This is a genomic window from Streptomyces iranensis (genome assembly GCF_017874715.1).
GTDB lineage: Bacteria > Actinomycetota > Actinomycetes > Streptomycetales > Streptomycetaceae > Streptomyces > Streptomyces iranensis.
Genome location: NZ_JAGGLR010000021.1, coordinates 189632 through 216171, shown reverse-complemented (window position 1 = coordinate 216171; position 26540 = coordinate 189632). Strand labels below are relative to the sequence as shown.

The following is a 26540-nucleotide window of genomic DNA, read 5'->3' as shown; positions in this document are numbered from 1 at the left end:
TGTTGAGCCGCCAATATCGTATCGGAGCGACGGGGGCCACCCGCGCGGCGTTTTTCCGCGGCGGATGGCCCCCGGGGTGGCGCCGGTGCGGCGCCTGGTCGGGTGTGGGGTTTTGGGCAGGGTCGCTGGTCAGCCCTGTTCGCGGGCGGCCAGCCAGCCCGGGAACTTCTTCAGCAGCTCCCGGTACAGCTCGGCGTCGGCGACCGTACGGGGGTCGAGCCCGGCGTGGAAGAAGCCGGTGTTGTCGACCGCCCGCTTCTCCGGGACGGCGAGGGCGGGCGAGGTGTCCAGCTTCCGCAGGAAGTCGAACCCCTTCGCCTCCGGGTCCCCGAACGCCAGGAACTGCCAGAACAGCGGCAGCCCCGCCGCCTCGCACAGCGCCTTCTCGGCGGCGGTCTTGGTGGTGGGCGCGCCGTCCGTCTGGAAGATCACGAACGCGGGGTCGGTCGCGCCGGACGCCTTGTAGTGCTCGATGACGGCGTTGACGGCGGTGTGGTAGTTCGTCCGCCCCATGTGCCCGAGCGAGCCGTGCAGCTCCTCGATCCGGCCGGTGTGCTGGTCCAGCTCGAGGTCGGCGGTGCCGTCGATGTCGGTGGAGAAGAACACGACGGGCACGGTGCCGCTGGTGTCGAGCTGCGCGGACAGGGCGAGCGCCTGCTCGGCGAGGTGCGACACGGTGCCGTCCTTGAAGTACCCCCGCATCGACCCGGACCGGTCCAGCACGAGGTAGACCACCGCCCGCTGCCCACCCAGCCCGCTCTCCTGAACGGCCTCCCCAGCCGCGCCGTACGCCCCGACCAGCCCAGGCGCCCGCGACGTGAGGTCGGCGAGGGGGATGGCGGCGGCATCGGCCTTCGCGGCGGCGGGTGCGTCGGCCTTGGCCGCGGTGGCGGGTGCTTCTGCCTTGGCCGCGGTCGTAGGTGCTTCCGCCTTGGCCGCGGTGGCGGCGGCAGCTGCGGGCGCGGGCGCGGGCTCGGGCTCGGCTGCGGCCTCGGGCTTGGCCTCGGGCGCGGGCGCGGGCTTGGCCTTGGGCGCGGGCTCGGGGTCGGCCTCGGGCTCGCTCGCGGCCGCGGTCTCGGCCTCCGCCTCGGCGGGCTCGTCGGCTGCGGTGGCGGCGGCGTCGGCAGCCTCTACCTCCGCCCCGGCGTCGGCACTCGCCTCCGCCACCGGGGCCGTCGTGGCGTCGGCGTCGGCCTTGGCCTCGTGGTCAGCCTCTGTGGCTGCCTCAGCCTTGGGCTCGGGCGCCGCAGCGGGCTCCGGCGCGGGGTCCTCCGCAACCTCGCCCTGAGGCGTGTTGTCGGCCTCCGCCACCGGCTCGGCGGGCTCCGGGGTGGCGGCGGTCGCAGTTTCGGGCTCAGCCTCCGCCTCGGCAGGCTCCGGCGCGGGGTCCTCCGCAACCTCGCCCTGAGACGTGGTGTCGGCCTCCGCCGGAGATGCGTCGGCGGCTTCCGCCACCGGCTCGGCGGTTTCCGCCACCGGCTCGGCGGTTTCCGGCGCGGGATCGGCTGCGGGCTCAGGCTCGGCCTTGGGCTCGGTGTCGGCGCTCGTCTCCGCCGCCGGAGCCGCCGGGGCATCGGCGTCCGCCTCGGCCTCGGGCGCGGTGGCGGACTCCACCTTCGCCTCCGGCTCGTCCGCCTCCGCCTTGGCGGCTGGCTTGGGCTCGTCCGTCTTCGCCTTCGGCGCGGTCGCGGGAGCTTCCTTCTCGTCGGTCGCTGCCGCTGCCTTAACCGGAGTCTGGTCGCCGGACGTTGACGTGTCCTCGTGCGCGGGGGACTTCAGGATCTCGTCGAGGGACTTCAGCGGGGCGGACAGGGCCGGGTCGTGCCCGGATGCGTCGTTCCGGGAGTCCCGGGAGTCCGGGGCCGGGGCCTCCGCGTCCGCGGTCGGCTCGGGCTCCGGCTCAGCCTTCGGCTCAGGCGCAGGCTCCGGCGCGGTCTCGGGCTCAGGCGTCGGTCCGGCGTCCGAGTCGGCCTTCCGCTCGGCCTTCTGGTCCACCGTCGGCTCCGCCGACTTGGGCTCCGCCGACTCCGCCGACTCCGGCTGGGGGTCCGGGACAACCGCCGCCTCCGGCGCAGCAGAAGAATCGTCCACCCCCGTGGTTCGGGAGCGGCCGAAAACTTTGCGCAGTAGGTCCCGTATGCCCATGGGAGATACCTCTCACGTGTCGAGTGCGGTGCATGGCGGTGCATGTCCGTGGTGCCGAAAGGCTAGCGGGCCCTTCGGCGGCCCTCTTCCGCCGATTCCGCTCGCGCTTCGTTCACCTCTGGTTCAGGCGCTCGTCGCCACCATGCGGTTCTACGCCCATAGCTTCGCCGCCAAAGGATCCCGACGTCATGTCGGTCCGGACCGCGTCGGAGTACTGCCCGTGCGGGGCCCGGCGAAGCCCATACGTGAACACCCTTACGGAGGGGAAGACGTGCGCAACCTCCTACCGCTCATCAGCTCACACCCGGGCGGTCGTTCCGCACTGACGTGCCGGTACCGGTGTGGCGACGCCTGCCTTCACGAGACGCCGAACACCAGCGACAACGCCTATGTGGGCGATGTCATCGCCGGTGCCGCCTCGCGCCGTGCCCTGCTGCGGGCCGGTGCCGTGGTGACCGTGGCGGCCGCGACCGGTGCGGTGGCGGTGGAGCGGGCGCCTCGGGCGTCCGCCGCGACGGGCGGCGCCGCCGCCGCGGAGCACAAGGCCGCCGCGAAGAGCAAGGCGGCCCGCGGCCTGCGCTTCGCGCCGGTCGCCCCCAACACCGAGGACACCGTGGTCGTCGCCGAGGGCCACGACCAGAACGTGGTGATCCGCTGGGGCGACCCGATCCTGCGCGGCGCGCCCGCGTTCGACCCGGACAAGCAGAGCGCCAAGGCCCAGGCGGCCCAGTTCGGTTACAACAACGACTACATGGCGGTCCTGGACGTCCCCGGCGAGCGCGACCATCAGCTGCTCGTCGTCAACCACGAGTACACCGACGAGGTGCTGATGTTCTCGGGTTACGACCCGGAGAACCCCACCCGCGAACAGGCCGGGATCGGCTGGGCCGCGCACGGCCTGTCCGTGGTCGTGACGGCCGAGGAGCGCGGTCTTGGCCGGCTCACCGCGCTGTCCCGCCACCACCTCAACCGCCGTATCACCGCGACCACTCCGTTCGAGGTCACCGGCCCGGCGGCGGGCAGCGAGCTGCTGCGCACCTCCGCCGATCCGACCGGCAAGCGGATCCTCGGCACGCTGAACAACTGCGGCGGCGGCATCACGCCGTGGGGCACGGTGCTCTCCGGCGAGGAGAACTTCAACCAGTACTTCGCCAACCCCGACAAGGTCAGCGACCCGGCCGTAAAGGCGGGCCTGAAGCGCTACGGCTTCGAGGACGGCGCCTCCGAGCGCAAGTGGGAGCGTTTCGACGACCGCTTCGACCTCGCCAAGGAGCCCAACGAGGCGCACCGCTTCGGCTGGGTGGTCGAGATCGACCCGTTCGACCCCGAGTCCACCCCGCGCAAGCTGACCGCACTGGGCCGCTTCAAGCACGAGGCCGCCGAGCCCCGGCTGACCACCGACGGCCGTCCGGTGCTCTACATGGGCGACGACGAGAAGTTCGACTACTTCTACAAGTTCGTCTCCGCCAAGCGGATGATGAAGGGCAACAGCCGCATCGCCCGCGAACACAACCGCACGCTGCTGGACGAGGGCACGCTGTACGTCGCCAAGTTCACCGGTGACAGCCCGTCCGCCGAGGTCGACGGCTCCGGAAAGCTGCCCGAGGACGGCGAGTTCGACGGCGCCGGTGAGTGGATCCCGCTGGCCCGCGGCGACCGCTCCTTCGTGGAGGGTATGACCGCCGAGGAGGTCTACGTCTTCACCCGCATAGCCGCCGACAAGGCGGGCGCGACGAAGATGGACCGCCCCGAGGACGTCGAGCCGAGCCCGCGCACCGGCCGGGTCTACATCGCGCTGACCAACAACACCGACCGCGGCAAGGAGGGCAAGGCCCCCGCCGACGAGGCGAACCCGCGCAACGGCAACAAGCACGGCCAGATCCTGGAGCTGACCGAGCGCTGGAACAACGCGGGCTCCACCCGCTTCAACTGGCGGCTGTTCCTGGTCTGCGGCGACCCCGAGGACCCGAGCACCTACTTCGGCGGCTTCCCGAAGGACCAGGTCAGCCCGATCTCCTGCCCGGACAACATCACCTTCGACGCGTACGGCAACCTGTGGATCTCCACCGACGGCAACGCGCTCGGCAACCACGACGGGCTGTTCGGCGTGGCCACGGCGGGCAGCCGCCGCGGTGCGGTCAGGCAGTTCCTGACCGTGCCGAACGGCGCCGAGACCTGCGGTCCGATCGTGCAGGACCGGCGGGTGCTGGTGGCCGTGCAGCACCCGGGCGAGATCGACGGCGCGAGCGTGGAGGAGCCCGCGTCCACCTGGCCCGACGGGCCGGGCGAGCTGACCCGGCCATCCGTGATCAGCGTTTGGCGGCGCGACGGCGGCGACATCGGCGCTTGAGATCCATGAGCCCGCTCGCTAGCCGTCGGCCTCCGCGAGCCGCTTCAGCCGCTCGCGGGGGCCGCGCAGCGAACGGCCCCTGGTGTCCGTACGGGCCCAGGGGTCGTCCGCGAGCCGCTCGCCGACCGTCCGCAGCGTCCAGCGGTCGGCCCTCAGCTCCGGGTCGTCCAGCTCCCGCGCGTCGATGGGCGTGGCCACGGGGGCTCCGGGCCGGGCGCGCACCCCGTACGGGCTGACGGCGGTCTGGGCGTAGGCGTTGCGCTGGATGTCCAGGTAGAGCCGGCCGCGCCGCTTGGCCTTGCGCGGTTCGGTGGTGAGCCGGTCGGGGTGGCGGGCGGCCAGCAGATCGGCGGCGTCGTGGGCGAAGGCCCGTACGGTGGCGAAGTCGGCGCGGCGGTCCAGCGGGACGATGACATGCAGTCCGCGCGAACCGGTGGTCATCAGCAGCCCCGGCAGCCCGAGCTCGCCGAGCAGTTCGCAGCAGCGGCGGGCCGTCCAGCGCACCTCCTCGAACCCCGACTCCCCCGACGAGGGCGGGTCGAGGTCGAAGACCAGCCGGTCGGGGTGGTCGGGCCGGTCGGCCCGGGAGAGCCAGCGGTGCGGGGTGACGCATGCCTGGTCGGCGAGGTAGAGGAGGGTCGCGGTGCCGTCGCAGACCACATGGGTGACCTCACCGCCCTCCTTGGGGAGCACGGCGCGGCGCACCCAGTCCGGGAAGTAGTCCGGTGCGTTCTTCTGCATCAGCGGCTTGCCGCCGATTCCGTCCGGGTGGCGTTCCATCATCAAAGGGCGGCCGCGCAACTGCGGAATGATGCGCCGGGAGACCGACCGGTAGTACTCGACGAGATCCCACTTCGTGATCCCGTCGTCGGGGAAGAGCTGCTTTTCCGGCCGGCTGACCCGTACGGTGTGACTCCCGGTCCTGACGTTCCGCGCATCGGTCCGCTTCTCGCTCATATCGGACTCGGGTAACCACATGGATCGCTGACTAAACTCTGGAGTCAGGAAAACGGGAGAAGTTGAAAAGCGGGGGAAATCATGGAGAGACCAGGTTCGCTCGGCCCGCCGAGGACGGATCGGCGCGGCCGCTGGGCGCAGAGCCCGCTCGCGCTGATGGACACCACGATGGACCAGTTGCGCACCCTGATCATGGTCCATGAGGCCGGTACGGCGCTCGGCGCGGCACGGATTCTGGGCCGCGAACAGTCCAGTGTGCAAAAGCAGATCGACACCATGAACCGGAACTTTCGCGAGCTTTGCGGCGAACCCCTCATACTCAAGCAGGGGCGCGGCAAGGACGTGCTGTTCACCGGCACCGGAGAAGCCCTGGTCGAATTGGCGCGCGGAACTCTCGGCGACTGGCTGGACGGCATCCATGAGTCACGGCGCCGCCTGGGAAAAACGCTGATGGTGGGCACCACCCGATTTACCCTCAGCTATCTGGCGGGCGCCGGGGAGCGGGTGGCCGAGGACTTCCGGCAGCGCGGTATCGAGCTCAAGGTCGGCCATGTGCGCACCCGGGACGTGCTGGCCAAGCTGCGCGCCAAGGACGTGGACCTGGTGTGCGGCTCCGTGGTGACCCGGCCCGAGGGCGGCGATGAGCTCGCCGCCTTCGACGTGATGGAGTGGCGGCGCAGCGGGGTCTCGCTGCTGACCAATCTCTCCGAGGCCGAGCTGCCCGGCCCCACCGCGCCGACCAGCGCGCTGCGCACCCTGCCGCTGGTGATCTCGGCGAGCGGGCTGATGGCCGGGGTGCTGCACACCTGGTTCGGCGGCGACTACCGCGGCAAGCTGCGCATCGCCGCCGAGATAGACACCGTCAACTACGGCTTCGAGCTACTGCGCTCCGGGCTGCTGCGCGGCTGCATGCTGGTCACCAAGGGGGTCGCGGACGCGGCGGGCGATCCGCGGGTGGTGTACGGACGCGGGCTGCGCGCCGTCGAGCTGGTCAATGACACCGGGCCCCGGCTGGAGGTGCTGCTGGGCGCGTTCACCCGGCGCGGGGAGCGCGCGTCCTATGACCCGGCCCATCCGCTCAATCTGCTCTGGGACGCGCTCGCGCAGGAGAACGCGCGCTGGCAGCGGGAGCAGCGCTGGCCCACGGCGGGTCTTGAGCCCGATCCGTTCGAACTGGCCAACTCCTACGACCCGAGCGAGAGCTGAGGTCCCGGTCAGCCTTGAGGTCCCGGTCAGCCCTGAGGCCCAGATCGGCCCTCAGCCCTGCGGCCCGTACAGGTCCAGCTCCACCAGCAGCGCCCGGTGGTCGGTGTGCGGCAGATCCAGGAAGCGGGCCGTGCGCGGCCTCAGGCCCCGGCTGACCAGAACGTGGTCGATCTGCGCCCCCAGGGCCGGGGCCGTGGCGCTCGGCCAGCTGGGCGTGCGGGACACCCCGGTGGCCCGTGCGCTGTCCCGCAGCCCGGTGTCCAGCACGGCCCGGAAGGCGGCGTGGTCCTGGGTGGCGTTGAAGTCGCCCGCGATCAGGGTGGGTTCCCCGCCCCGCCCGTCCGCGTAGGCCCGCAGCCGGCCCAGCTCGGTGCGCCAGAGGTCCAGTTGCCCCGGCATCGGCGGCATGGGATGGGCGACCTGCATCCGCAGCCGCTGCCCCGCGACCCGGACGACCGCGCCCGGCATGCGCAGCGTTCCGCGCACCCCCTCCGCCCCGGTCAGCGGATGGCGGCTGAGGATCGCCGAGCCCGCGGCGGCGCTGTCGCCGAGGGCGACGCTCCGGTACGGGTAGGCCTTGCGGACGGCGGCCGAGCCCAGCGCCTCGGCGCATCGCGCATCGCACTCCTGCACCGCGACCAGGTCCGGCCGCTCCCGGCGCAGCGCGCTCAGCAGCCCCTCCCTGGCCTGGCCGAATTCGAGGTTCGCGGTCATCACCCGCAGCCGGGCGAGGACCGGTCCGCGCGGCTCGGGCGGGGAGCCGCCGTCGTACGGCTGGATGAACCACCCGGTGGCCGCCGCTGCCGCCAGCGCCCAGCCGCACCCCAGCGGCCAGCGCGCGGCCGTGCTCAGCAGCAGCCCGAGCGCCGCCGGGACCAGCAGCCAGGGCAGGAAGGCCAGCAGCTGCGGTATGGGGGTGATGCCGTCGGTGTCCGCCGCCCGGCACAGCACCACCACGCTGACCACGGCCAGGGGCGGCACCGCGCACCAGGCCGCCCACCGCCGGGCCCGTCCGCCGGGGAGCCGTAGCGGCCGGGCGGCGGCGCGTAGCAGCCGGGCGACGGCGCCCCGGGCGCCGCGCGGTGCCGGTGGGCGGCCGGGGCCTGCGGCTTGGTCCTCCGCGACTGTCGTCTCCACGCTGGGCCTCTCGATCGGGGCGGGGCGCACATTCTCCTATGGACGGAAGGTCTAGACCTTGACGTGTTCATGAGCTAACTTCCCGGAACACCGCAGGAGTTCATGTCGGCATCCGTTGTTCACACATACGAACTCACCGTCAGGAGAGCCGCCCCCATGCGCACCAGAGCCCTGTATCTCGCCCTCGCCACAGCGCTGGCCGCGCTGTTCGCGGGCATCCTCAGTGGCCCGGCCACGGCCGGGCAGACCCAGCGGTCCACCGCGTCCGAGGCCACCGCCGAAGCGGCGCCCAAGGCCACACCCAAGGCCGCCTTCACCCACCCCGGCGTCCTCGTCAGCCGCGCCCAGCTCGACTTCGTCCGCTCCAAGGTGAACGCCGGCGCCCAGCCCTGGAAGGGCGCGTACGACGCGATGCTGGCGAGCCCGTACGCCTCGCTGTCGCGCACCCCCAAGCCCCGCGCGGTCGTCGAATGCGGTCCGTACTCCGACCCCAACATCGGCTGCACCGATGAGCGACAGGACGCGCTCGCCGCCTACTCGCTCTCGCTGGCCTGGTACATCACCCGCGACAGCCGCTACGCCGAGAAGGCGATCCAGATCATGGACGCCTGGTCGGCCACCATCAAGGACCACACCAACAGCAACGCCCCGCTCCAGACCGGCTGGGCCGGATCCTCCTGGCCCCGGGCGGCCGAGATCATCCGCTACAGCTACGACGGCTGGTCCGCCGCCTCGATCGACCGCTTCAAGACCATGCTGCGCACCGTCTACCTCCCGAAGGTCATCGGCGGCTCGAACTCCAACGGCAACTGGGAGCTGGTGATGCTGGAGGCCGCCTCCGGCATCTCCGTCTTCCTGGACGACCGGACCAGCTACGACAAGGCGATCGCGAAGTACCGCGGCCGCGTCCCCGCGTATGTCTACCTGGAGTCCGACGGCTCCCTGCCCAAGACCGCGCCCGGCAGCGGCCTTGACACCCGCGACAAGATCATCAAGTACTGGCAGGGCCAGTCGACCTTCGTCACCGGGCTCACCCAGGAGACCTGCCGCGACTTCACCCACACCGGATACGGCATCGCCTCCATCGCGCACGTCGCCGAGACCAGCCGCATCCAGGGCCAGGACCTCTACCCCGAGGTGGGCGAGCGGCTGCGGCAGGCGCTGGGCTTCCAGTCGAAGTACGAGCTGGGCGAGGCCCCGCCGTCCTGGCTGTGCGGCGGCAGCGTCAAGCGCGGCCTCGGCCCGGTCACCGAGGTCGGCTACAACGCCCTGCACAACCGGCTCGGCATCGCCATGGCCAACACCCAGAAGCTCACCGAGCGGCAGCGCCCGGCGGGCACCAACAGCCTCTTCCTGGGCTGGGAGACCCTGACCCACGGGGACAATCCGTCCTGAGCCCCGCCTGACCCCGGACCGGCCCCGGACCGGCCCCGGACCGCCCCGCGGCCCGGGGTCCTGGGTGTCCGGCGGACCACGCGGCGGAGCAGCCTGCCGCAGGCGTCAAGACACGTCGGCCACCCCCTGGGGGCCCTCGGGGCGTGGGGTCCCGAGGGCCCTCGTTCATCCGCCGCGCAGCGCCAGCACCGCCTCGACCGTGTCCGCCTGGTCCGCCGGTTTGTCCTCCCGGTAGCGCAGCACCCGCGCGAACCGCAGTGTGACGCCCGCCGGATAGCGGGACGATCGCTGCAGCCCGTCGAAGGCCACCTCCACCACCAGCTCCGGCCGCACCCGCACCACCCAGCCGTCGTCGCTGACCGCGATCCCCAGCAGCGCCTCCGTCTGCCACTCCAGCATCACGTCGGTCAGCCCCTTGAACGTCTTGCCCAGCATCACGTACGTGCCGTCCGGCGCCCGCGCGCCCAGGTGGAGGTTGGACAGCTTCCCGGTGCGGCGGCCGTGCCCCCACTCCGCCGCCAGCACCACCAGGTCCAGCGTGTGCACCGGCTTGACCTTCAGCCAGGACGCCCCGCGCCGGCCCGCGCCGTACGGCGCCTCCAGCCCCTTGACCAGCACCCCCTCATGCCCCCGGGCCAGCACGTCCGCGGCGAACTCACCGGCCGCCCGCCGGGTTTCCGGATCTGCCGGGTCGTCGGCCACCAGCCGCCGCACCCGCCGGGGCCCGGGGGCGATCCGGGCCAGTTCGGCATGGCGCTCGCGGGTCGGGAGGTCGAGCAGATCGCGGCCGTCCACCACGAGGAGGTCGAAGAAGACGGGGGACAGCGGCAGCGCGGCGGACGCCCCCGCCACATCGAGCCGGGAGCCGACGCGGGCGGAGGTCTCCTGGAACGGCCGGGGCCGCCCCTCCGCGTCCAGCAGGATCACCTCACCGTCGAGGATCGCCCGGTCCACCGCCAGTTCCCGTGCAGCCGTGACCACCTCGGGCAGCCGCTCGGTGATCTCGTCCAGGGTGCGGGTGTAGATCCGTACCTCCTCGCCGTCCCGGTGCACCTGCACCCGGATCCCGTCCAGCTTCTCCTCGACCGCGCACGCCCCCAGCCGGTCCATGGCCTCGTCGAGATCCTTGGCGCTCTGCGCGAGCATCGGCAGCACCGGCCGCCCCACCTCGAGCCGGAAGTCGGCCAGCGCCGCAGGGCCGCGCCCCAGCAGCGCCTCGGCCACCGCGCCCAGCGACCCGCCGAGCATCACCGCCCGCCGCACCTCGGCGGCCGGTGCGCCGACCGCCTCGGCGAGTCCCTCCACGGCCAGCCCCTCCAGCGCCCCCTGCCGCAGCTCCCCGCCGATCAGGCCGAGCAGAAAGCCCTGCTCCTCCTTGGTCGCGGCGGACAGCAGCTCGCCCACCAGCCGCTTGCGGGTCGCCGTCGCACCGGTGCCGGCGACCGCCGCGACCCGGCTCAGGGCCGCGTCCACATCGAGCACCGCGAGCGTCGGCTCGGCGGCGGGTTCTCGCCGGTGGCGCAGGGTGGACCAGCCCACTCCGGTGCGGCGCTGGGGCAGCTTGCCCGCGAGGTAGGTGATCACCACGGCCGCCTCGGCCGGTTCCGTGCGCCGGAACAGCCGGGCCAGTGCGGCGATCTTCTCCGAGCGGGCGGAGGTGGCCGCGACCTGGCGGGAGGTCAGCGCGACATCAGCCAGCAGCATGGCTCCAGCCTGCCCCGCGACCTGCCGGGAATCCAGGCATCACGTTCCTCAGGCGGTGCGTCCCGCCTCGGGCCCTCCCGTCTCCGCGCGTCCCGCGCCGCCGCGGCTCGGCCCGGCGCACAGCGCCCAGATCACCAGGGCGTCGATGATGAGCAGCACCGTGGCCCAGACCGGGTAGTACGGCAGCCACAGGAAGTTGGCGATGAGCGCGAGACCGGCCAGCACCACGCCCGTGACACGGGCCCACATGGCACCGGTGAACACCGCGAACCCGGCGATCACCACGGCGATCCCGAGGGCCAGGTGGACCCAGCCCCATCCGGCGAGGTCGAACTGGAAGATATAGCTCTGCGTCACCAGGAAGACCTGGTCGGTCCGGATGGCCGAGATGCCCTGGAGCAGGTTCATCAGACCACCGAAAATCATCATGACCCCCCCGAAGACGAGCCATCCGCTCACCGCCCGGTGCATATGGCCCGGAGCGGCCCCTGTCTGAACTCCACCGGCGTGACTGGCCATGTCGGGCTCCTTCGTCCGGCGCGATCGGCGCCGCCACGACACCGATTCGCGGCAATAAGGGTGAATAACCCTTTTCTCAGATTTGCATAGACCCCCGTCTTCGGCACCTCGCCCACCGTGAGCCCGTCAGCGGCCCGCCGGCGGCCCGCCGGCGGCCCGCGGGTCAGCCCGCCGGTCAGCCCGCCGGTCAGCCAGCCGGTCGGCCCGCCGCGGATTCGCCATGAGAACGGAAAGTCGCGCATCGCATGCGGATGGTGAGGACGGCCTGGCCGCCGGGAGCGGAGATTCGCCTTCCAAGAATTCCCGGTGTAGATGTATGTGTATGGCCCGGTTTATGGGTCGATCGTGGGCTGCCCGCATGTTCCCCGGTCGGCGCCCACGGAGTCGGCGGCGGGAGCGCCCGGAGGTGGCGGGTCGGCGCTTTCGATCCTGGCTGAACGTTCGCAGCGTCGCCGGTCAGGTCTTCATCCTCCAGCTCGTGATCGTGCTGCTGCTCGGCGCGGCGGCCACCGTCGCCCTGGTGCTCCAGGTGCGTCACGACGCCACCGACGAGGCCCGCGGCCGGTCCGTCGCGGTCGCCGAGTCCTTCGCCAACTCCCCGGGTATCGTCCAGGCCCTGCACAGCCCCAACCCCACCAAGGTGCTCCAGCCGAAGGCCGAGGCCGTCAGGAAGAAGTCCGGACTCGACTTCGTCGTGGTGACGACCGACAAGGGCATCCGGCTCACCCATCCCAAGCTCAACCGGATCGGCAAGCACTACGTCGGCAACATCGAGCCGGCGCTGCGCGGGCACACCACCGTCGATACGGGCCCCGGCACACTGGGCGAGGCGATGGACGCGGTGGCGCCCATCTTCGACAGCAACCACAAGGTCGTCGGCGCGGTCGGCGCGGGGATCACCATCAAGAAGGTGAGCGGGCTCGCCAACCGCCAGCTGCCGCTCCTCGTCGGCGCCGTCTCCGCGTCACTCGTCCTCGCCACCGGCGGCACCGCGCTGGTGAGCAGACGACTGCGGCGGCAGACCCGTGGCCTGGACCCGATCGAGATGACGCGGATGTACGAGCACCACGACGCGGTGCTGCACTCGGTGCGCGAGGGCGTGCTGATCCTTGGCGACGACGGGCGGCTGGTGCTGGCCAACGACGAGGCGTCCCGGCTGCTGGATCTGCCGCCGCGGCCGGAGGGGCGGCTGGTCGACGACCTGGGCCTGGAGCCCCATGTCGCCGACGTCCTGGCCTCCGGGCGCGATGTCACCGACGAGGTGCTGGTGGCCGGCGACCGGCTGCTGGCCATCAACAACCGGCTGACCGACCGCGCCGGGGGACCGCCCGGCAGCGTCGCCACCCTGCGCGACTCCACCGAGCTGCGCGCCCTCTCCGGCCGCGCCGAAGTGGCCCAGAAGCGGCTCAAGCTGCTGTACGACGCGAGTGTGGAAATCGGCACCACGCTCGATGTGAGCCGTACCGCCGAGGAGCTGGCGCAGGTGGCGGTGGACCGCTTCGCCGACTTCGTCACGGTCGACCTGGCGGAGCCCGTGGCGCGCGGCGATGAGCCACTGGCCGTCGGCGGTGTCGAGATGTGCCGGTCGGCGGTCCACGGCATCCGGCCCAACCACCCCTTCTATCCGGTCGGCCGGGTGTTCGCGTTCGTCCCGTCCTCGCCGCAGGCGTTCGGGCTGAGCGGGGGCGAGCCGGTCGTGGAGGCCGATCTCTCCGAGGCCACCGGCTGGCAGGCCCAGGACCCCGAGCAGACCGCCAAGGTCATCGAGTACGGCGTCCGGTCGCTGGTCACCGTGCCGCTGCGGGCCCGGGGCGTGCTCCTGGGCGTGGTCAACTTCTGGCGGATGAAGCACCGCGAGCCCTTCGAGCAGGAAGAGGTGTCCCTCGCCGAGGAGCTCGCCTCGCACGCCGCGGTCTGCATCGACAACGCCCGCCGCTACACCCGCGAGCACACCATGGCGGTGACCCTCCAGCACAGCCTGCTGCCCCGCGCCCTGCCCACCCAGAGCGCCCTGGACGTGGCCTTCCGCTATCTGCCGGCGGAGTCGGGGGTCGGGGGCGACTGGTTCGATGTCATTCCGCTGCCGGGGGCGCGGGTGGCGCTGGTGGTGGGGGATGTGGTGGGCCATGGCTTGCACGCGGCGGCGACGATGGGGCGGTTGCGGACGGCGGTGCACAACTTCTCCACGCTCGATCTCCCGCCCGATGAGATCCTTTCCCATCTCGACGATCTGATCGCCCGGATCGACCAGGACGAGGGTCCGGGCGGGCCGAACGGTGACGGTGGCGGTGGCGGTGAGGGGATCACGGGAGCCACGTGTCTGTACGCGATCTACGATCCGGTGACGCGGCGTTGCACGATGGCGCGGGCCGGTCATCCGCCGCCCGCGCTGGTGCGTCCGGACGGTTCGGTGGAGTTCCTGGACCTGCCCGCGGGGCCGCCGCTGGGCCTGGGCGGGCTGCCGTTCGAGACCGCCGAGGCCGAGCTGGCCCAGGGCAGCCATCTCGTCCTCTATACGGACGGCCTCATCGAGGACCGCCGCCGGGAGATCGACACCGGTCTGGAGATGCTGCGCCGCGCCCTGTCCCACCCCGGCCGGACCCCCGACCAGATCTGCACCGAGGTGCTGGACGCGCTGCTGCCCAGCAACCCGAGCGATGACATCGCCCTGATCGCCGCCCGCACCCGGGTCGTGGGCGCCGACCGGGTGGCCGCCTGGGAGGTGCCGTCCGACCCCGCCGCGGTGTCCGGAGTGCGGGCCGAGGTCATGCGGAAGCTGGCGGAGTGGGGGCTGGACGAGGCCGCGTTCACCGCCGAGCTGGTGCTCAGCGAGCTGATCACCAACGCCATCCGGCACGCCACCGGCCCGATCCGGGTGCAGGTCCTCCGCGACCGCGCGCTGATCTGCGAGGTCTCCGACACCAGCAGCACCTCTCCGCATCTGCGGTACGCGGCGACGATGGACGAGGGCGGCCGGGGGCTCTTCCTGGTCGCGCAGTTCGCGGAGCGCTGGGGCACCCGCTACACCGCCGACGGCAAGGTCATCTGGGCCGAACTGGCGACTCCGTAGCGTCCATCCGGGCCGAGCGGACGATCGTTGCGCCCATCTGGGACGAGCCTGCCATTCCGTTGCGTTCATTCGGGGCGAGTCGGCGATTCCGTTGCGTCGCCGGGCGGGCCGACGATGGCGGCCTCAACGGCGGCGTCAATGGCAGCGTCATATGCGTCCGGAACATGACGCTTCTCAGCGCCCCGATTTGACGGGCCGTCATGATCCATGTGCTGAGAGGGCCCGGTCAAACTGACGTGACTCTACTAACATGTGGCGCCCACGGCTTGATGTCCGCGTGGTCCAGCCAAAAACCTCAACGCGCCCATGAGGACCTGATAGATGTCAGCACACATATCCAGCCATCCGTACAAAGGGCCCTCGGTGACGCGCGGGGCCCTGACCGTCCCTCTGCTGGCAGCCGTCGTCGCCGCCGGAGCGGGACTGTGGGTGACCACCGCGGTGCCATCCGCCCAGCGCGTCTTCGTCGCCGTCTTCTGCGGAGCCGCCGCCGTGCTGCTGGGGGTGGCGCTCGCCGTCGCCGCCAACCGCTCGCGGACCATCGGCCGTCTCCAGGAGCGGGTCACCTCGCTGGAGACCGCGGCCGCCGCGCGGGAGATCGAGGCCACCCGGCTCGCCGAGGAAACGATTCCGTCCGCGGTACGGCAACTGCGCGAGGGCGGCTCGGTGGAAACCGTGGTCACCCGCATGGAGCGCCCCACCAGCCGGGCCCATCAGTATCTGCTGCGGACCCTGCTGCGCGAGATCGGCGACGGTGAGCGGATGCGCGCCTCCGCGATGGCCGCGTGCGCCAACGCCGCGGGCCGTGTCCAGGCGCTGGCCACCAGCATGCTGGCCGACCTCCGGGAGATGGAGAACCGTCACGACGAGACCGTCCTCGGCGATCTGCTGAAGCTCGACCACACCACCGCCCAGGCGGGCCGGATCGCGGACAGCATCGCGGTGCTGACCGGTGCCCGCTCCGGGCGCCGCTGGACCAAGCCGATCGTCATGGAGTCCGTGCTGCGCGGCGCGATCGGGCGGATCAGCGCCTTCCAGCGGGTACGGGTCCACTCGACCAGCAACGCCGCGGTGGCCGGTTACGCGGCCGAGGGCGTCATGCACGCCCTCGCCGAACTGATGGACAACGCCGCCAGCTTCTCGCCTCCCACCGAGGAGGTGCATGTGTACGTCGAGGAGACGCACGCGGGCGTCGTGGTGACCGTCGAGGACGGTGGCCTGGTGATGGGCCCGGCCGCCCTGGACCGCGCCCAGAAGTCCGTCTCCTCCGAGAGCCTGGACCTGATGACGCTGTCCGGCACCCGGCTGGGCCTCGCGGTCGTCGGCTGTCTGGCCCGCAAGCACGGGCTCACGGTCTCCTTCCGGCCGTCCGCGCGCGGCGGCACCGGTGTCGTCGTCCTGATCCCGCAGCAGCTGGTCACGCACATCAACCAGGACGCCGTCGTCCTCGACACGCCGGGCACCGTCCGCACCGGGGTCCCCCGGCAGACGCCCGCCGCGCCCGCCGCGCCCACCGCGCCCGCCGCGCCCGCCGTCACGAGCGCGTCCACCGTCACGGCCGCGCCCGCTCCGGCCGCGCCCGCTCCGGTCGCCGCGCCGTCCACGTCGCCGGAGACCGCCCCGTCCGCCCCGTCCCCCGCGCCGGAGCCCTCCGAGCAGCCCTCGCGGGTCAACGGACTGCCCAAGCGGCGCCGTGGCGAGACGCTGGCCGCCGCCACCCGCGCGGCCGCCCAGACGGCCGAGACGGAACCCAAGCCCAAGACCAGCCGTCCACGACCCGAGGAAGCCGGAGCCCGCTTCGGTGCCTTCCGCCAAGCGGCCCGCGGTGCTTCCGCCGCAGGTGACCCGTGTGACACCGAGCCTTCGGTATCCGCAGATCACACCGAGTCCGCCGAGTCCGCCGAGCCTGCCGAGAACGACAAGCCGTGACAGAAGGAACGCCGATGAACACCACCGACCGCAGCTTGGACTGGCTGTTGGAGAACCTGCTGGAGAAGACCCCGGGCTCGCGCCACGCCCTGGTGCTGTCACGGGACGGTCTCAAACTGTGCCTCTCCTCCGGGTTGTCCGTGGACCAGGCCGATCAGCTGGCGGCCATCGCGTCCGGCATCCAGAGCCTCGCCCATGGCGCGTCCATCGAGTTCGGCGACGGAAGCGGCGGCGTACGGCAGTCGATGACGGAGTTCCACGGGGGAATTCTGTTCATTGTCGAGGCCGGAGAAGGCGCCCACCTCGCCGTGGTGGCCCATGACGATGCCGATGTCGGCATCATCGGCCACAACATGAACGAGCTGGTCGAGCAGATCGGCGACCATCTGCGGGCCGCTCCGCGGGTGGAAGCGGGCGGCAGCGGCGGCGGGGCGAAGGCATGATCCGAGGTCCGCTGGACAAGGAGGGCCCGGACCGGCTGTACACCGTCACCGGCGGCCGCAGCCGGGCCGACGAGAGCCGGTTCGACATGGTCACGCTGATCGTCAGCGAAAGCGACCCCACCCCCGGGATGCAGTCCGAGCACGTCAAGATCCTGCGGATGTGCCGCCGCCCCCTGTCGGTCGTGGAGATCTCCTCGTATCTGGAACTGCCCGTCAGCGTGGTCAAGATCCTGCTGTGCGATCTGCTGGACACCGGCCGCATCACCGCGCGCCATCCGCATGCGGCCCGCCCCGGCGGCCGGCTTCCCGGGCCCGAAACCCTGAAGAAGGTGCTCGTTGCACTCCAGAATCTCTGAGACCACCGTGAGCACCGCGCTCCCCGGCGGCGCCGGGCACGCCCCGCTGCGGGAGAGCGCGAGCAACGGTCTGAAGATCGTGATCGTCGGCGGGTTCGGCGTCGGCAAGACGACGATGGTGCAGTCCGTCAGCGAGATCCGCCCGCTCAGCACCGAGGAGACGATGACGCAGGCGGGCATCGGCATCGACGACGCCTCGTTCGTGCGCCATAAGACCACCACCACGGTGGCCTTCGACTTCGGCCGGATCAGCCTGGACGAGCAGATGGTGCTCTATCTGTTCGGCGCCCCGGGCCAGGAGCGGTTCTGGTTCCTGTGGGACCGGCTCTTCTCCGGGACCCTGGGCGCGGTCGTCCTGGTGGACACCAACCGGCTCTCCGACTCCTGGTACGCGCTGGACCGGCTGGAGCACCACGGCACCCCGTTCATCGTGGCCCGTAACAACTTCACCGAACCGCAGCACACGCTGGAGGAGGTGCGGGAAGCCCTCGACCTCCCGCCCGAGGTACCGATGATCGAATGCGACGCCCGCAAGCGCGACTCCAGCAAGGCCGTACTGGTCGCGCTCGCCCGCTACCTCTACTCCCTGTCCACCAACGGCTCCGCCGGGGAGACCACCGCGTGACCACCCCTGACCCCACGTCCCCACTGGATGCCCTGCCCGGGGCCCCGCCCGAGCCCGTCTTCCCGTCGGCCCCCGCGCCGCCCGACGGGGTGGTGCCCCCCGGGTCGGTGCCGCTGGACTACGGGCGGTTCCGGGACGAACCGATGGAGCTCTACCGCGAGCTGCTCCGGGACCACGGCCCGGTCGTGCCCGTCCTGCTGGACGGCAAGATCCCCGTCTGGACGGTGCTCGGCTACCGCGAGGTGGTCCGGGTCACCACCGACCCCAACCGCTTCGCCCGTGACTCCCGCCGCTGGCACTCCTGGCATCTCGTGCCGCCGGACTGGGAGTTGACGACCTTCGTCGGCTACCGCCCGACCATGCTCTTCAGCGAGGGCGCAGACCACCAGCGGCGGTCCGAGGCCATCTGCGACGGTCTCGCGTCGGTGGACCAGTTCGAGCTGCGCGCACAGTGCGAGCGCGTCGCCGACCAGCTGATCGACACCTTCGCGGGCAGCGGCCGGGCCGATCTGGTGGCCGAGTACGCCAGCCAGATCCCGCTGCGGGTGGTGACCCGGCTCTACGGCCTGGACGACACCGAAGCCGCCGCCATCCAGGACGATTCGCTCCACCTCACCGGGAACGACGCCCCCATCGCGCTGCAGAAGATGCAGACCCGGATGGAGGCGCTGATCAAGCGCGTCCGGGAGAACCCCGACCAGGTCAACGTCGCCGCCCATCTGGTGTCCCACCCCGCCGGGCTCACCGACGACGAGATCATCAACGACCTGCTCGGCTCCATCTACGCCGTCCAGCAGCCCACCAGCGACCTGATCGGCAACGCCCTCCGGCTGATGCTGACGGACGAACGGTTCGCCATCACCCTCTCCGGCGGCCGCCGCAGCGTCGGCCAGGCGCTCAACGAGGTGCTGTGGGAGGACACCCCGGTCCCGTTCTGGATCGGCCGCTGGGCCGCCGAGGACACCATGCTCGGCGGCCGCCGCATCAGGAAGGGCGACTGCCTGATGCTGGGCCTCGCCGCGGCCAACGCCGACCCCGACGTCCGCCCGGACTTCCACTCCGGCGCCGGCGGCAACCAGGCCCATATGGCCTTCAGCCACGGCAAACACGGCTGCCCCCCGGCCGCCCGCGAGATCGCCGAGGTCATCGCCACCGCCGCCATCGAGGTCCTCCTCGACCGCCTCCCGGACGTCACCCTCTCCGTCCCCGCGGACGAGCTCGAATGGCACGTCACCCTGATGATGCGCGGCGTGGCCGCCCTCCCCGCCGAATTCACCCCGGCCCATCTGCACTGACTGTCCACCGTCCCCCGGAGGTGCGCGGCGCACCGCCGGGGGGCATGTCTTTCCGGGGCAACGAGCGTGGCGCCCCCGAGAGTAGAGTCCCGCCATGTTTCCGGTCATCCGCGACGAAACTCGCCTCTCACTTCGCGAACTAACCGTCGATGACGTGGACGCGGTCCTGGCTATCTACGGTAGCCCGAAGGCCACCGAGCACCTGAGCTTCACGCCACGCTCACGCGACGAGGTCAGCGGCATTGTCGAGCGATCGGTGACCTCGGCTACGTCGACCCCACGCCAGGAATACGCACTCGCCGTCGTCGAACGGGCCGACTCCCAACTGATCGGATTCGCCCGCCTCGCCCACGACCCGCACCAACAACGCGCCGCCACCATCGGATTCGCGCGGCGCTCCGACACCTGGGGCGTGGGCTACGGCAGAGAAACCGTCCGCCTGCTCCTCACCCTCGCCTTCGCTGACCTGGACCTCCACCGGGTATGGGCCGCTCGGGCGCCTCTCAATGTCGCCTCGGAGAAGACGCTCCTCGCGGCAGGTATGGCAGCAGAGGGCCGAATCCGCGGCCACGTCCACGTACGTGGGGCATGGCGGGACTCCATCGTCTACGGAGTGCTCCGCGAGGAATGGGAGCGCGGAGAGGACAACCGCCGGTAGCCGCGCTCCGGGCCACCCGAGGGCAACGTTCTTCACCTGCGGTGTGCGCCAGGGCGTAGCGTGGAAGCCACATCCGCCTGATACCTGATGGTGAGTGGGGGACCAGTGCCATGGGCTGTGAGGACGAGCAGGGGCTCGGGGACCGGATCGCTCGGTTTCGGCTTCGGCGCAAGCTCACCCAGGAGCGGCTCGCCGAACGGGCGGAGCTGTCCGTGGACGTGGTGCGCAAGCTGGAACAGGGGCAGCGGCAGACGGCGCGGCTCTCGACGATCAACGCCCTCGCCCGCGCCCTCGACGTGGAACCGTCCGTGCTGATCGGTCAGCCGACCACCTTCGAGGCTCGCCAGGAGGGCGACTCGCCGTCCGTGCTCGCGCTGCGGCAGGCCGTCTCCCCGCTGACCGAACTCCTCGGCGAGGACGCCGACCCCGAGGCCCCGCCCACCGTCGGCGCGCTGCGCGCCGCGTTACGGTCCACCGAACGCATCCGCCGCGAGGGTCGGATGGCCGACATCGGTGTCCTGCTGCCCCAACTCATCCGGGACGCCAGGACGGCGGCACACGCCCACAGCGGCGCTGACGCCGCCGCGGCCCATGCGGTGCTCGCCGAGGGGTATCAGGTGGCGGCCACCACGCTGGCCGCACTGGGCAAGGAGGATGCCGGGTTCACGGCGCTGGAGCGCTCCATGGAGGCCGCCCGGCGGTCGGACGATCCGCACCTCGAGACCATGGGCGTCTCCACGTTGTCGTGGATCCTGACCAAGCAGGGGCGGCTGGAGGACGCCGAGCGCGTCGCCCTGGCCGCCGCCGAGTGGATCGAGCCCGGATTCCGGTCCCGGCCCATCGACCTGTCCCTGTGGGGAATCCTGCTGCTGCGTGCGGCGACCGCGGCCGTGCGACGCGGCAAGCACGACACCGTGGACGAACTGCTCAACATGGCGACGGCCGCCGCCTCCCGCATCGGGGAGGACCGCCTCGACTACGCCACACCGTTCGGCCCGACCAATGTCGGTGTCGCCAAGGTCAACTTCCTGGTGGAGATGGAGCGCAGCGCGAAGGCGCTGACCGCGGCCCGGACCATCCCCGAACTCCACCGGCTTCCGCCGACATGGCGCGCCCGGTTCCATGTCGACCGCGCCCTGGCCTGCGTCGATCTCGGCAAGGATGACAGCGCCGTCCGGGCCCTGCTGGCCGCGGAGGGCGATGCGCCGGAGTGGATGCGCTACCACGGAACGGCTCGGCGGGTGGTGGCCGAACTACGTGGCCGCGAGCGCCGCCGCACCTCGCCCGTGACCGAACTGGCCGACCGGCTCAATCTGGACGGGTAGGACGCGACGTCCCACCCGCGCATCAGAGTGGTACGTAGGGTCACTGTGCGGTCGCTCTCGGCGGTCATAGCGTGCGCTCACGCTCACGAACCGCGAGGTCCACCATGATTGTGACCACCACCGCTCGCCCCTCCGGGCACCCCGGCTACACGGAGACCCTGCCGTGTACGGCCCAAAGCGCCGCCACGGCTCGTCGTCTCGTCCGCACGGCGCTGGCGGTCTGGGGCATAGAGCACTGCGCCGACGCCGCCACCCTCATCGTCTCGGAGCTGGTGGCCAACGCGGTGGACCACACCGACTGCCGCGTCATCCGCGTCACCGTCACCCGTCCCGCGCCCGATGTAGTCCGCTTCGCCGTGGTGGACAAGTGCCGCACACTCCCCGTGCCACGCATCGCCGGGGCCAATGAGGAGCGGGGACGGGGCCTGGCCGTGGTGGAGGAGTGCGCCTGGCGATGGGGGGCCGATCGGCTGCCCTGGGGGAAGCGGGTGTGGGGCGAGCTGCGATGTGAGATCGACGGTTGAGGCTTGTGGGACCGGGGCCGGGTAGGCCGCACAACGACACCGAGGGAGCAGCAGTGAGCACCGTGGTTGAGAGCCCCGAGGCTTCCCCGACGACCGCGCCCAAGGCCGTCGAGCTGGAGATCACCGGAGCTTGTCAGCTCCAATGCACGCAGTGTTTTGCCGAGTCGGGGCCGACGGGTACGCGCGGCGCGATGACGGCCGACGATTGGCGGCGGGTGATCAGCGACGCGGCGGCGCTGGGTGCGCGCGAGGTGCAGCTCATCGGTGGTGAGCCGACCACGCATCCGGCATGGGCGGAATTGGTCGACCACGCGCTGAGCCTCGGTCTTCAAGTCGAGGTCTACAGCAACTTGTTCCACATCAAGCCCGGTTGGTGGCGCCTGCTCGCCCGCGAGGGCATGAAGCTGGCCACCAGCTACTACAGCGACCGTGCGGAGGAACACGACGCCATCACGACCCGGCCAGGCAGCTACGAACGCACCCGGGCGAACATCGCCGAGGCCGTACGGCGCGGTATCCCGCTGCGTGTCGGCATCGTGTCCGTCCTGTCGGGGCAGCGCGTGAGCGAGGCATGCCGGGAGCTGGAAGCGCTCGGCGTGACGGCGATCCGCACGGACCGTATGCGGCGACTCGGCCGGGCCTCGCTGCCCGAGGTGGGGGCGGACACGTCGGAGCTGTGCGGGCGGTGCGGGCACGGACAGGTGGCCGTCCTGCCCTCGGGCGAGGTGACCCCGTGTGTGATGGCGCGGTGGCTGACCGCCGGCAACGTCCGGGAACGGGGCTTGGCCGCGATCCTGGGCGGCGAGGCATGGGCCGAGGCGCTGAGCGCGATTCCGACCCGCGCCGGGGGAGGTCCGTGTGACCCTGACTGCAAGCCCGCGTCGGACGGCGGCGACTGCTCGCCCGCCGAGCAGGAAGCATGCGACCCGAAGTACGACGAATGAGGCGGCTCATGGACTGGAAGCCCCACGCCGAACGTCTCGCGGCCGAGGTGACCCCGCCCGTCTCGCGGTGGCGGCAAGCGGTGGCCGCCACCCCCCGGCACGTCTTCGTGCCCCGATGGTGGGAACCGGCGGGCGACGGCACTTGGGCGTTGCGTGACGGACCGGCGGACGAGCCGGCGTGGCTGCGCGCGGCCTACTCCGACAGGTCCCTGGTGACCCGCGTCGGCCCGCTGCACGCCGACCGGGCAGGCCCCGACGACCGGCCGCGCGGCGTGCCCACATCGTCGAGCACCATGCCTGGCCTGGTGGTGCGCATGCTGCGCCACGGGCTGTTGTACGACGGCGCCGACCTCGGCCTCATCGGCACGGGTACTGGGACCAGTACCGCCTTCGCGGCGCGGCGCCTCGGGGACAAGCACGTCACGGCCATGGACGTGGACCCGTACCTGACCGAGACGGCGACCGATCGGCTTGCCTCCCTGGGCATGTCCCCCCAGGTGGTCACCTGTGATGTCACGGGGCCGCTCCCGGGGGACTTCGACCGCATCGTGTCCATGGTGGCGCTGCACAACCTCGTCGGCGTGACGGCCGCGCTGCGCCCCGGCGGGCGTCTGGTCACCACGCTTGCCCATATGAACGTGATCGTCACGGCCGACAAGGACGCGGACGGCGGCGCGCGCGGGGTCGTCGAGTGGGACCGGGCCGGGTTCATGAGCACCCGCACCGGGGCCGACTACCCGCCGAGGACGGAAGAGCTGTTCGCGGCCGTACGGGACCGCGAAGGCGAGCAGACGATCGAGGGCCGCTATCCGGTGCTCAATGTCGCGGAGGCGTGGGACGTGCGCGCCATGCTCGAACTCGCCGCGCCCGGCGTCGAGACCCACTACGAGGAGCGCGGCGAGCAGCGCACGGCATGGCTTGTGCATGCCGACGGCTCATGGGCGCGCGCTTCGGCGACGTGGATCGACCCGCCCACCGTTCACCAAGGCGGCCCGCGGCGCCTGTGGACGGTGCTCGAACGCATCCGGCACCGGCTGAACGCCGAGGGCAGTCTGCCGATCTACGGCAGCCGCGTCCACATCACGCCTGACGGGGTGTGTCACTTCACGCGGGGCAAGTGGTCGGCCTCCTACGGCTGACCTCACCCGACCGCCCCGCCCTGAAGACCAGAAGAAAGAAGAGAAGCGTGCTGGACCTTCCTTCCCCTCGTGAGGAAGGTCCGGCAGACTCTGCGCCATGTTGGCTTAATGCGCTGTCGCGCGCATTAAGTAACGGGTGTCACACTAGCGAGGGGCGTGTACGCCGTGCAATGGGTTACCGGGCGTTCGGCGCCCGGATGTCGTGAAGATCTGGTGCTCACGAGGGTGGAGGGGCCGTAAAGTCGGCGCGTCATGACAGAGCGACCACCGCATGGGTCGGCTCGCCCCGGGGGGCGTACGGCCCGGACTCGGGCCGCCGTGTTGGCGGCCGCGTACGAGGAGCTCGACCGCGACTCGTTCGCCGAGCTCACCCTCGATCGGCTCGCGCGGCGGTCGGGGGTGCATGTGTCGACCATCCGGCGGCGCTGGCGCACGGTGGAGGGGGTGGTCGTCGATCTGCTGGCCGAGCGCAGTTCGACGCTGCCCACCCCGGACACCGGTGACTTCCACCGGGATCTGAGGGAACTCACCCAGGCCATCGCGGACTTCAACAACGCCCTGCGCAACCGCAATGTCATGCAGGGGCTGCTGGCGGCCGCCGCGCATGACACCCGGGTCGAGGAGATCGTCCGTAACGCGTTCGTGCGGCGGACCGAGGAGGTGACCCTGATCGTGCGGAACGCGGTGGAGCGGGGGGACGTCCCCGAGGAGACCGACGCGTGGGAGGTCATCGCCTCGTTGGGGGCGCCGCTCTACTACCGGGTGCTCATCCTGCGCGGGTCCATCGACGATCGGCTGGTGCACACCACCGTCGAGGCCACGTATCTGGCGGCCCGGTCCGGGGTGTTCGCGCGCAAGGGGTGATGGCGCCCCGCGGCCCCTGGAGCGGACCCCGTGGGGCGAGGGGCGCCATCGGCGGACGTCAGGAGGACGCGCCGCGTGCCTTGAGCATGTCGGCCATCAGCTGGATCTCCGACTGCTGGCCCTGGACCATCGTCCGGGCCAGATGCTTCTCGGTCGAGTCCTTGACCAGCTCGACCGCGCCCTTCGCCATCTCGACGCCGCCCTTGTGATGGGCGGTCATCAGCTTCAGGTAGAGCACCTCGGCCGCCTTGCCCTTGGCCTTGCGCAACTCGTCGAGCTGGCTGTTGGTGGCCATGCCCGGCATGAGCGAGCCGTCGTGCGGCTTGTATGTGGAGCCCATGCCCTTCATCGAGCCGTGGTCCATGCCCTCCATGCCGTCCGACGAGGCGTGCTTCATCCACGTCATCGGCGGGTCCTCGGACGTCTTGTCCAGCCCCCACATGTCCAGCCAGCCCTGCAACATCCCGGCCTGGGTGGCCTGGGTGGTGGCGATGTCGAACGCCAGCGACCGCACCTCGTCGTCGCCGGTGCGGTCGCGCACGATGAACGACATCTCCACCGCCTGCTGATGGTGGACGGACATGTCGCGGGCGAAACCGGCCTCGGCGGAGGTGTCCTTCGGCGTTCCCGTGTCGGTCGAGCCCTCCGAGCGGTCGCTCGTCAGCCACAGCACCGCCACCGCTACCAGCGTCAGCAGGGCGAGGGCGGCGGCGATCCCCGCCACCAGTGGCTGGCGGGAGGCGCGGCCGACGGCGGTCCCGTCGCTCACGAAGTCTTCCCCTTGGTGCAGTAGGCGCCGGGCTCGGGCGTCTGCTTGCCCTGGACGAACTTCTTGAAGAAGTCGGCCACCCGCGGGTCGGACGCCTTGTCGATGTCGAGCTGATTGCCCCAGGCGTTGAGGACGATCGGCGAGTCCTGGTCCTGGTAGGGGCTCATCAACGAGTACGGGGTCTTCTTGACCCGCGCCGAGAGGGTGGCGATGTCCTCCTTCGACGCCTTGTCGGTGTACGTCACCCACACCGCGCCGTGCTCCAGCGAGTGCACCGCGTTCTCCTTGGCCAGCGGCTTGGTGTAGACATCGCCGTTGCAGTTCTGCCAGAGCTGGTCGTGGTTTCCGCCGACCGGCGGCGACATCGCGTACTTCACCGAGCCCTGGACATGCGTCCGGCCCAGGTTCTTCCAGGTCTTCATGCCCTTGAACTCGCCGGTCTTCACCACCGAGGAGGTGACCTTGGCCTCCTTCTTCTCCTTCTTGTCGCTCGCGTCCACGAGGAAGTAGCCCCCGACGGCCAGTCCGGCGACGATCACCGTGACCGAGGTGATGGTGATGATCCGGTACCGGCGCTCGCGCGCCTTCTCGGCGCGGCGCAACTCCTCTATCTTCGCGCGGCGGTCGGCCGCGCCCTTCGCCTTCGATCCCTTGGAGCCCATGGCTGTCCTCAACCTCGCAGTTCGCGCAGTTCGCGCTGTTCGCACACTGGATGGGTGGAGCGGTGCATCGCGGTGACCGGCGTCGGCCTAGGTCCGAAGTACTTGGAGTTGGTGGAGGCCGAGGGCGCGGACGGGATGGTCCGGCGGCCCCCGGGCGGAGTCCGGGTCCCGGGGGCCGTCGGGCGGCGGGACCTCGGCGAGGGAGGGCGGGGGTACGGGCGTGGGCACCAGGGCCTGGACGACTCCCCGGGGGCCCGCGACACAGTTGTCGCTTCCGGTGCCGGAGCCGGAGGTGCCGAACGGGCGGTGCCCCGGAGCCGGATACGCGACCGGCTCCTCGTGCGGCTGGGCCGACGCGGTCTCCGCCAGGCGGTGCGGGCACCCCGTCGACAGGACGTTGTGGCCGGCGGCGGGATGGACGCACGAGGGCGCCACCCATATCGCCGCGGCGAGCAGCAGCACGGCACGGCAGAGGACGGAAGGCACGGTGCCGCGCACCGGGTCCCTCCGTATGTGGCCCCTCC

Annotated in this window: 23 protein-coding genes; 15 read left to right on the top strand and 8 right to left on the bottom strand. The window is 71.5% G+C overall.

Annotated elements, in window-relative coordinates:
- Positions 1-129: 129 nt before the first annotated feature.
- Entirely contained in the window at positions 130-2145 is a 2016-nt protein-coding gene (locus tag J2Z30_RS34385; protein ID WP_078956771.1) for a VWA domain-containing protein, read from the bottom strand.
- 271 nt (positions 2146-2416) lie between these two features.
- On the opposite strand from J2Z30_RS34385, the gene J2Z30_RS34380 reads away from it, so the two are divergent.
- Positions 2417-4495: a PhoX family protein gene (locus J2Z30_RS34380; RefSeq protein ID WP_044572422.1), complete on the top strand. Its 2079-nt coding sequence runs from the start codon at positions 2417-2419 to the stop codon at positions 4493-4495.
- Positions 4496-4513: 18 nt separating this feature from the next.
- Here the strand turns inward: J2Z30_RS34380 and ligD are convergent, their stop codons facing one another.
- Positions 4514-5452 (bottom strand): non-homologous end-joining DNA ligase, encoded by a 939-nt coding sequence (gene ligD, locus J2Z30_RS34375; protein ID WP_044572419.1) that lies wholly within the window; start codon positions 5450-5452, stop codon positions 4514-4516.
- A gap of 168 nt (positions 5453-5620) precedes the next feature.
- Here ligD and J2Z30_RS34370 point away from each other — a divergent pair, with 168 nt between their 5' ends.
- The gene (locus J2Z30_RS34370) at positions 5621-6658 is read left to right on the top strand and encodes a LysR family transcriptional regulator (RefSeq protein WP_044581668.1); all 1038 of its coding nucleotides are present in this window, start codon (positions 5621-5623) and stop codon (positions 6656-6658) included.
- 51 nt (positions 6659-6709) lie between these two features.
- Here J2Z30_RS34370 and J2Z30_RS34365 read toward each other — a convergent pair whose 3' ends face one another.
- Positions 6710-7795 carry an endonuclease/exonuclease/phosphatase family protein gene (locus tag J2Z30_RS34365; RefSeq protein WP_308280195.1) on the bottom strand — a complete coding sequence of 362 codons (1086 nt, stop codon included), beginning with the start codon at positions 7793-7795 and terminating at the stop codon, positions 6710-6712.
- A gap of 156 nt (positions 7796-7951) precedes the next feature.
- On the opposite strand from J2Z30_RS34365, the gene J2Z30_RS34360 reads away from it, so the two are divergent.
- On the top strand, positions 7952-9190 hold the full coding sequence (locus J2Z30_RS34360; protein WP_044572417.1) for an alginate lyase family protein: 1239 nt from the start codon (positions 7952-7954) through the stop codon (positions 9188-9190).
- A 165-nt stretch (positions 9191-9355) separates the two neighbouring features.
- Here the strand turns inward: J2Z30_RS34360 and J2Z30_RS34355 are convergent, their stop codons facing one another.
- On the bottom strand, positions 9356-10894 hold the full coding sequence (locus tag J2Z30_RS34355) for an ATP-dependent DNA ligase (RefSeq protein WP_044572415.1): 1539 nt from the start codon (positions 10892-10894) through the stop codon (positions 9356-9358).
- 48 nt (positions 10895-10942) lie between these two features.
- Complete coding sequence (locus J2Z30_RS34350; RefSeq protein ID WP_052701456.1) at positions 10943-11413, bottom strand: DUF7144 family membrane protein; 471 nt, start codon at positions 11411-11413, stop codon at positions 10943-10945.
- Positions 11414-11735: 322 nt separating this feature from the next.
- Between J2Z30_RS34350 and J2Z30_RS34345 the strand changes: the two genes are divergently transcribed.
- The 12 genes from J2Z30_RS34345 (at position 11736) to J2Z30_RS34290 (ending at position 24585) form a co-directional block, all read left to right on the top strand.
- Positions 11736-14483, top strand: a complete 2748-nt coding sequence (locus tag J2Z30_RS34345; RefSeq protein WP_078957347.1) for a SpoIIE family protein phosphatase — start codon at positions 11736-11738, stop codon at positions 14481-14483.
- 321 nt (positions 14484-14804) lie between these two features.
- A complete protein-coding gene (locus J2Z30_RS34340) occupies positions 14805-16412 on the top strand; it encodes a sensor histidine kinase (protein ID WP_063790933.1) in 1608 nt (535 codons plus the stop codon).
- Between the two features lie 14 nt (positions 16413-16426).
- Positions 16427-16855 carry a roadblock/LC7 domain-containing protein gene (locus J2Z30_RS34335; protein WP_020869870.1) on the top strand — a complete coding sequence of 143 codons (429 nt, stop codon included), beginning with the start codon at positions 16427-16429 and terminating at the stop codon, positions 16853-16855.
- Complete coding sequence (locus J2Z30_RS34330; RefSeq protein ID WP_020869869.1) at positions 16852-17211, top strand: DUF742 domain-containing protein; 360 nt, start codon at positions 16852-16854, stop codon at positions 17209-17211. The genes J2Z30_RS34335 and J2Z30_RS34330 overlap by 4 nt, the downstream gene beginning before the upstream one ends.
- Entirely contained in the window at positions 17192-17836 is a 645-nt protein-coding gene (locus tag J2Z30_RS34325) for a GTP-binding protein (protein WP_185057991.1), read from the top strand. The genes J2Z30_RS34330 and J2Z30_RS34325 overlap by 20 nt, the downstream gene beginning before the upstream one ends.
- The gene (locus J2Z30_RS34320) at positions 17833-19131 is read left to right on the top strand and encodes a cytochrome P450 (protein ID WP_107073323.1); all 1299 of its coding nucleotides are present in this window, start codon (positions 17833-17835) and stop codon (positions 19129-19131) included. Before J2Z30_RS34325 ends, J2Z30_RS34320 begins: the two co-directional genes overlap by 4 nt.
- 94 nt (positions 19132-19225) lie before the next feature.
- Positions 19226-19789, top strand: coding sequence for a GNAT family N-acetyltransferase (locus J2Z30_RS34315; protein WP_044572403.1), 564 nt, complete (start codon positions 19226-19228; stop codon positions 19787-19789).
- Between the two features lie 110 nt (positions 19790-19899).
- Positions 19900-21114: a helix-turn-helix domain-containing protein gene (locus tag J2Z30_RS34310; protein WP_044572401.1), complete on the top strand. Its 1215-nt coding sequence runs from the start codon at positions 19900-19902 to the stop codon at positions 21112-21114.
- 104 nt (positions 21115-21218) lie between these two features.
- Positions 21219-21638, top strand: coding sequence for an ATP-binding protein (locus J2Z30_RS34305; RefSeq protein WP_044572399.1), 420 nt, complete (start codon positions 21219-21221; stop codon positions 21636-21638).
- Positions 21639-21691: 53 nt separating this feature from the next.
- A complete protein-coding gene (locus J2Z30_RS34300) occupies positions 21692-22582 on the top strand; it encodes a radical SAM/SPASM domain-containing protein (RefSeq protein WP_044572397.1) in 891 nt (296 codons plus the stop codon).
- Positions 22583-22590: 8 nt separating this feature from the next.
- Positions 22591-23721, top strand: coding sequence for a methyltransferase domain-containing protein (locus tag J2Z30_RS34295; protein ID WP_044572395.1), 1131 nt, complete (start codon positions 22591-22593; stop codon positions 23719-23721).
- Between the two features lie 252 nt (positions 23722-23973).
- Positions 23974-24585: a TetR-like C-terminal domain-containing protein gene (locus tag J2Z30_RS34290; RefSeq protein WP_044572393.1), complete on the top strand. Its 612-nt coding sequence runs from the start codon at positions 23974-23976 to the stop codon at positions 24583-24585.
- A 58-nt stretch (positions 24586-24643) separates the two neighbouring features.
- Here J2Z30_RS34290 and J2Z30_RS34285 read toward each other — a convergent pair whose 3' ends face one another.
- From J2Z30_RS34285 to J2Z30_RS34275, 3 genes are all read right to left on the bottom strand, one after another.
- A complete protein-coding gene (locus J2Z30_RS34285; RefSeq protein ID WP_044572391.1) occupies positions 24644-25354 on the bottom strand; it encodes a DUF305 domain-containing protein in 711 nt (236 codons plus the stop codon).
- Positions 25351-26016 carry a thioredoxin-like domain-containing protein gene (locus J2Z30_RS34280; RefSeq protein WP_044572389.1) on the bottom strand — a complete coding sequence of 222 codons (666 nt, stop codon included), beginning with the start codon at positions 26014-26016 and terminating at the stop codon, positions 25351-25353. The genes J2Z30_RS34285 and J2Z30_RS34280 overlap by 4 nt, the downstream gene beginning before the upstream one ends.
- Before the next feature lie 87 nt (positions 26017-26103).
- Positions 26104-26514: a hypothetical protein gene (locus tag J2Z30_RS34275; RefSeq protein WP_044572387.1), complete on the bottom strand. Its 411-nt coding sequence runs from the start codon at positions 26512-26514 to the stop codon at positions 26104-26106.
- Positions 26515-26540: the final 26 nt, after the last annotated feature.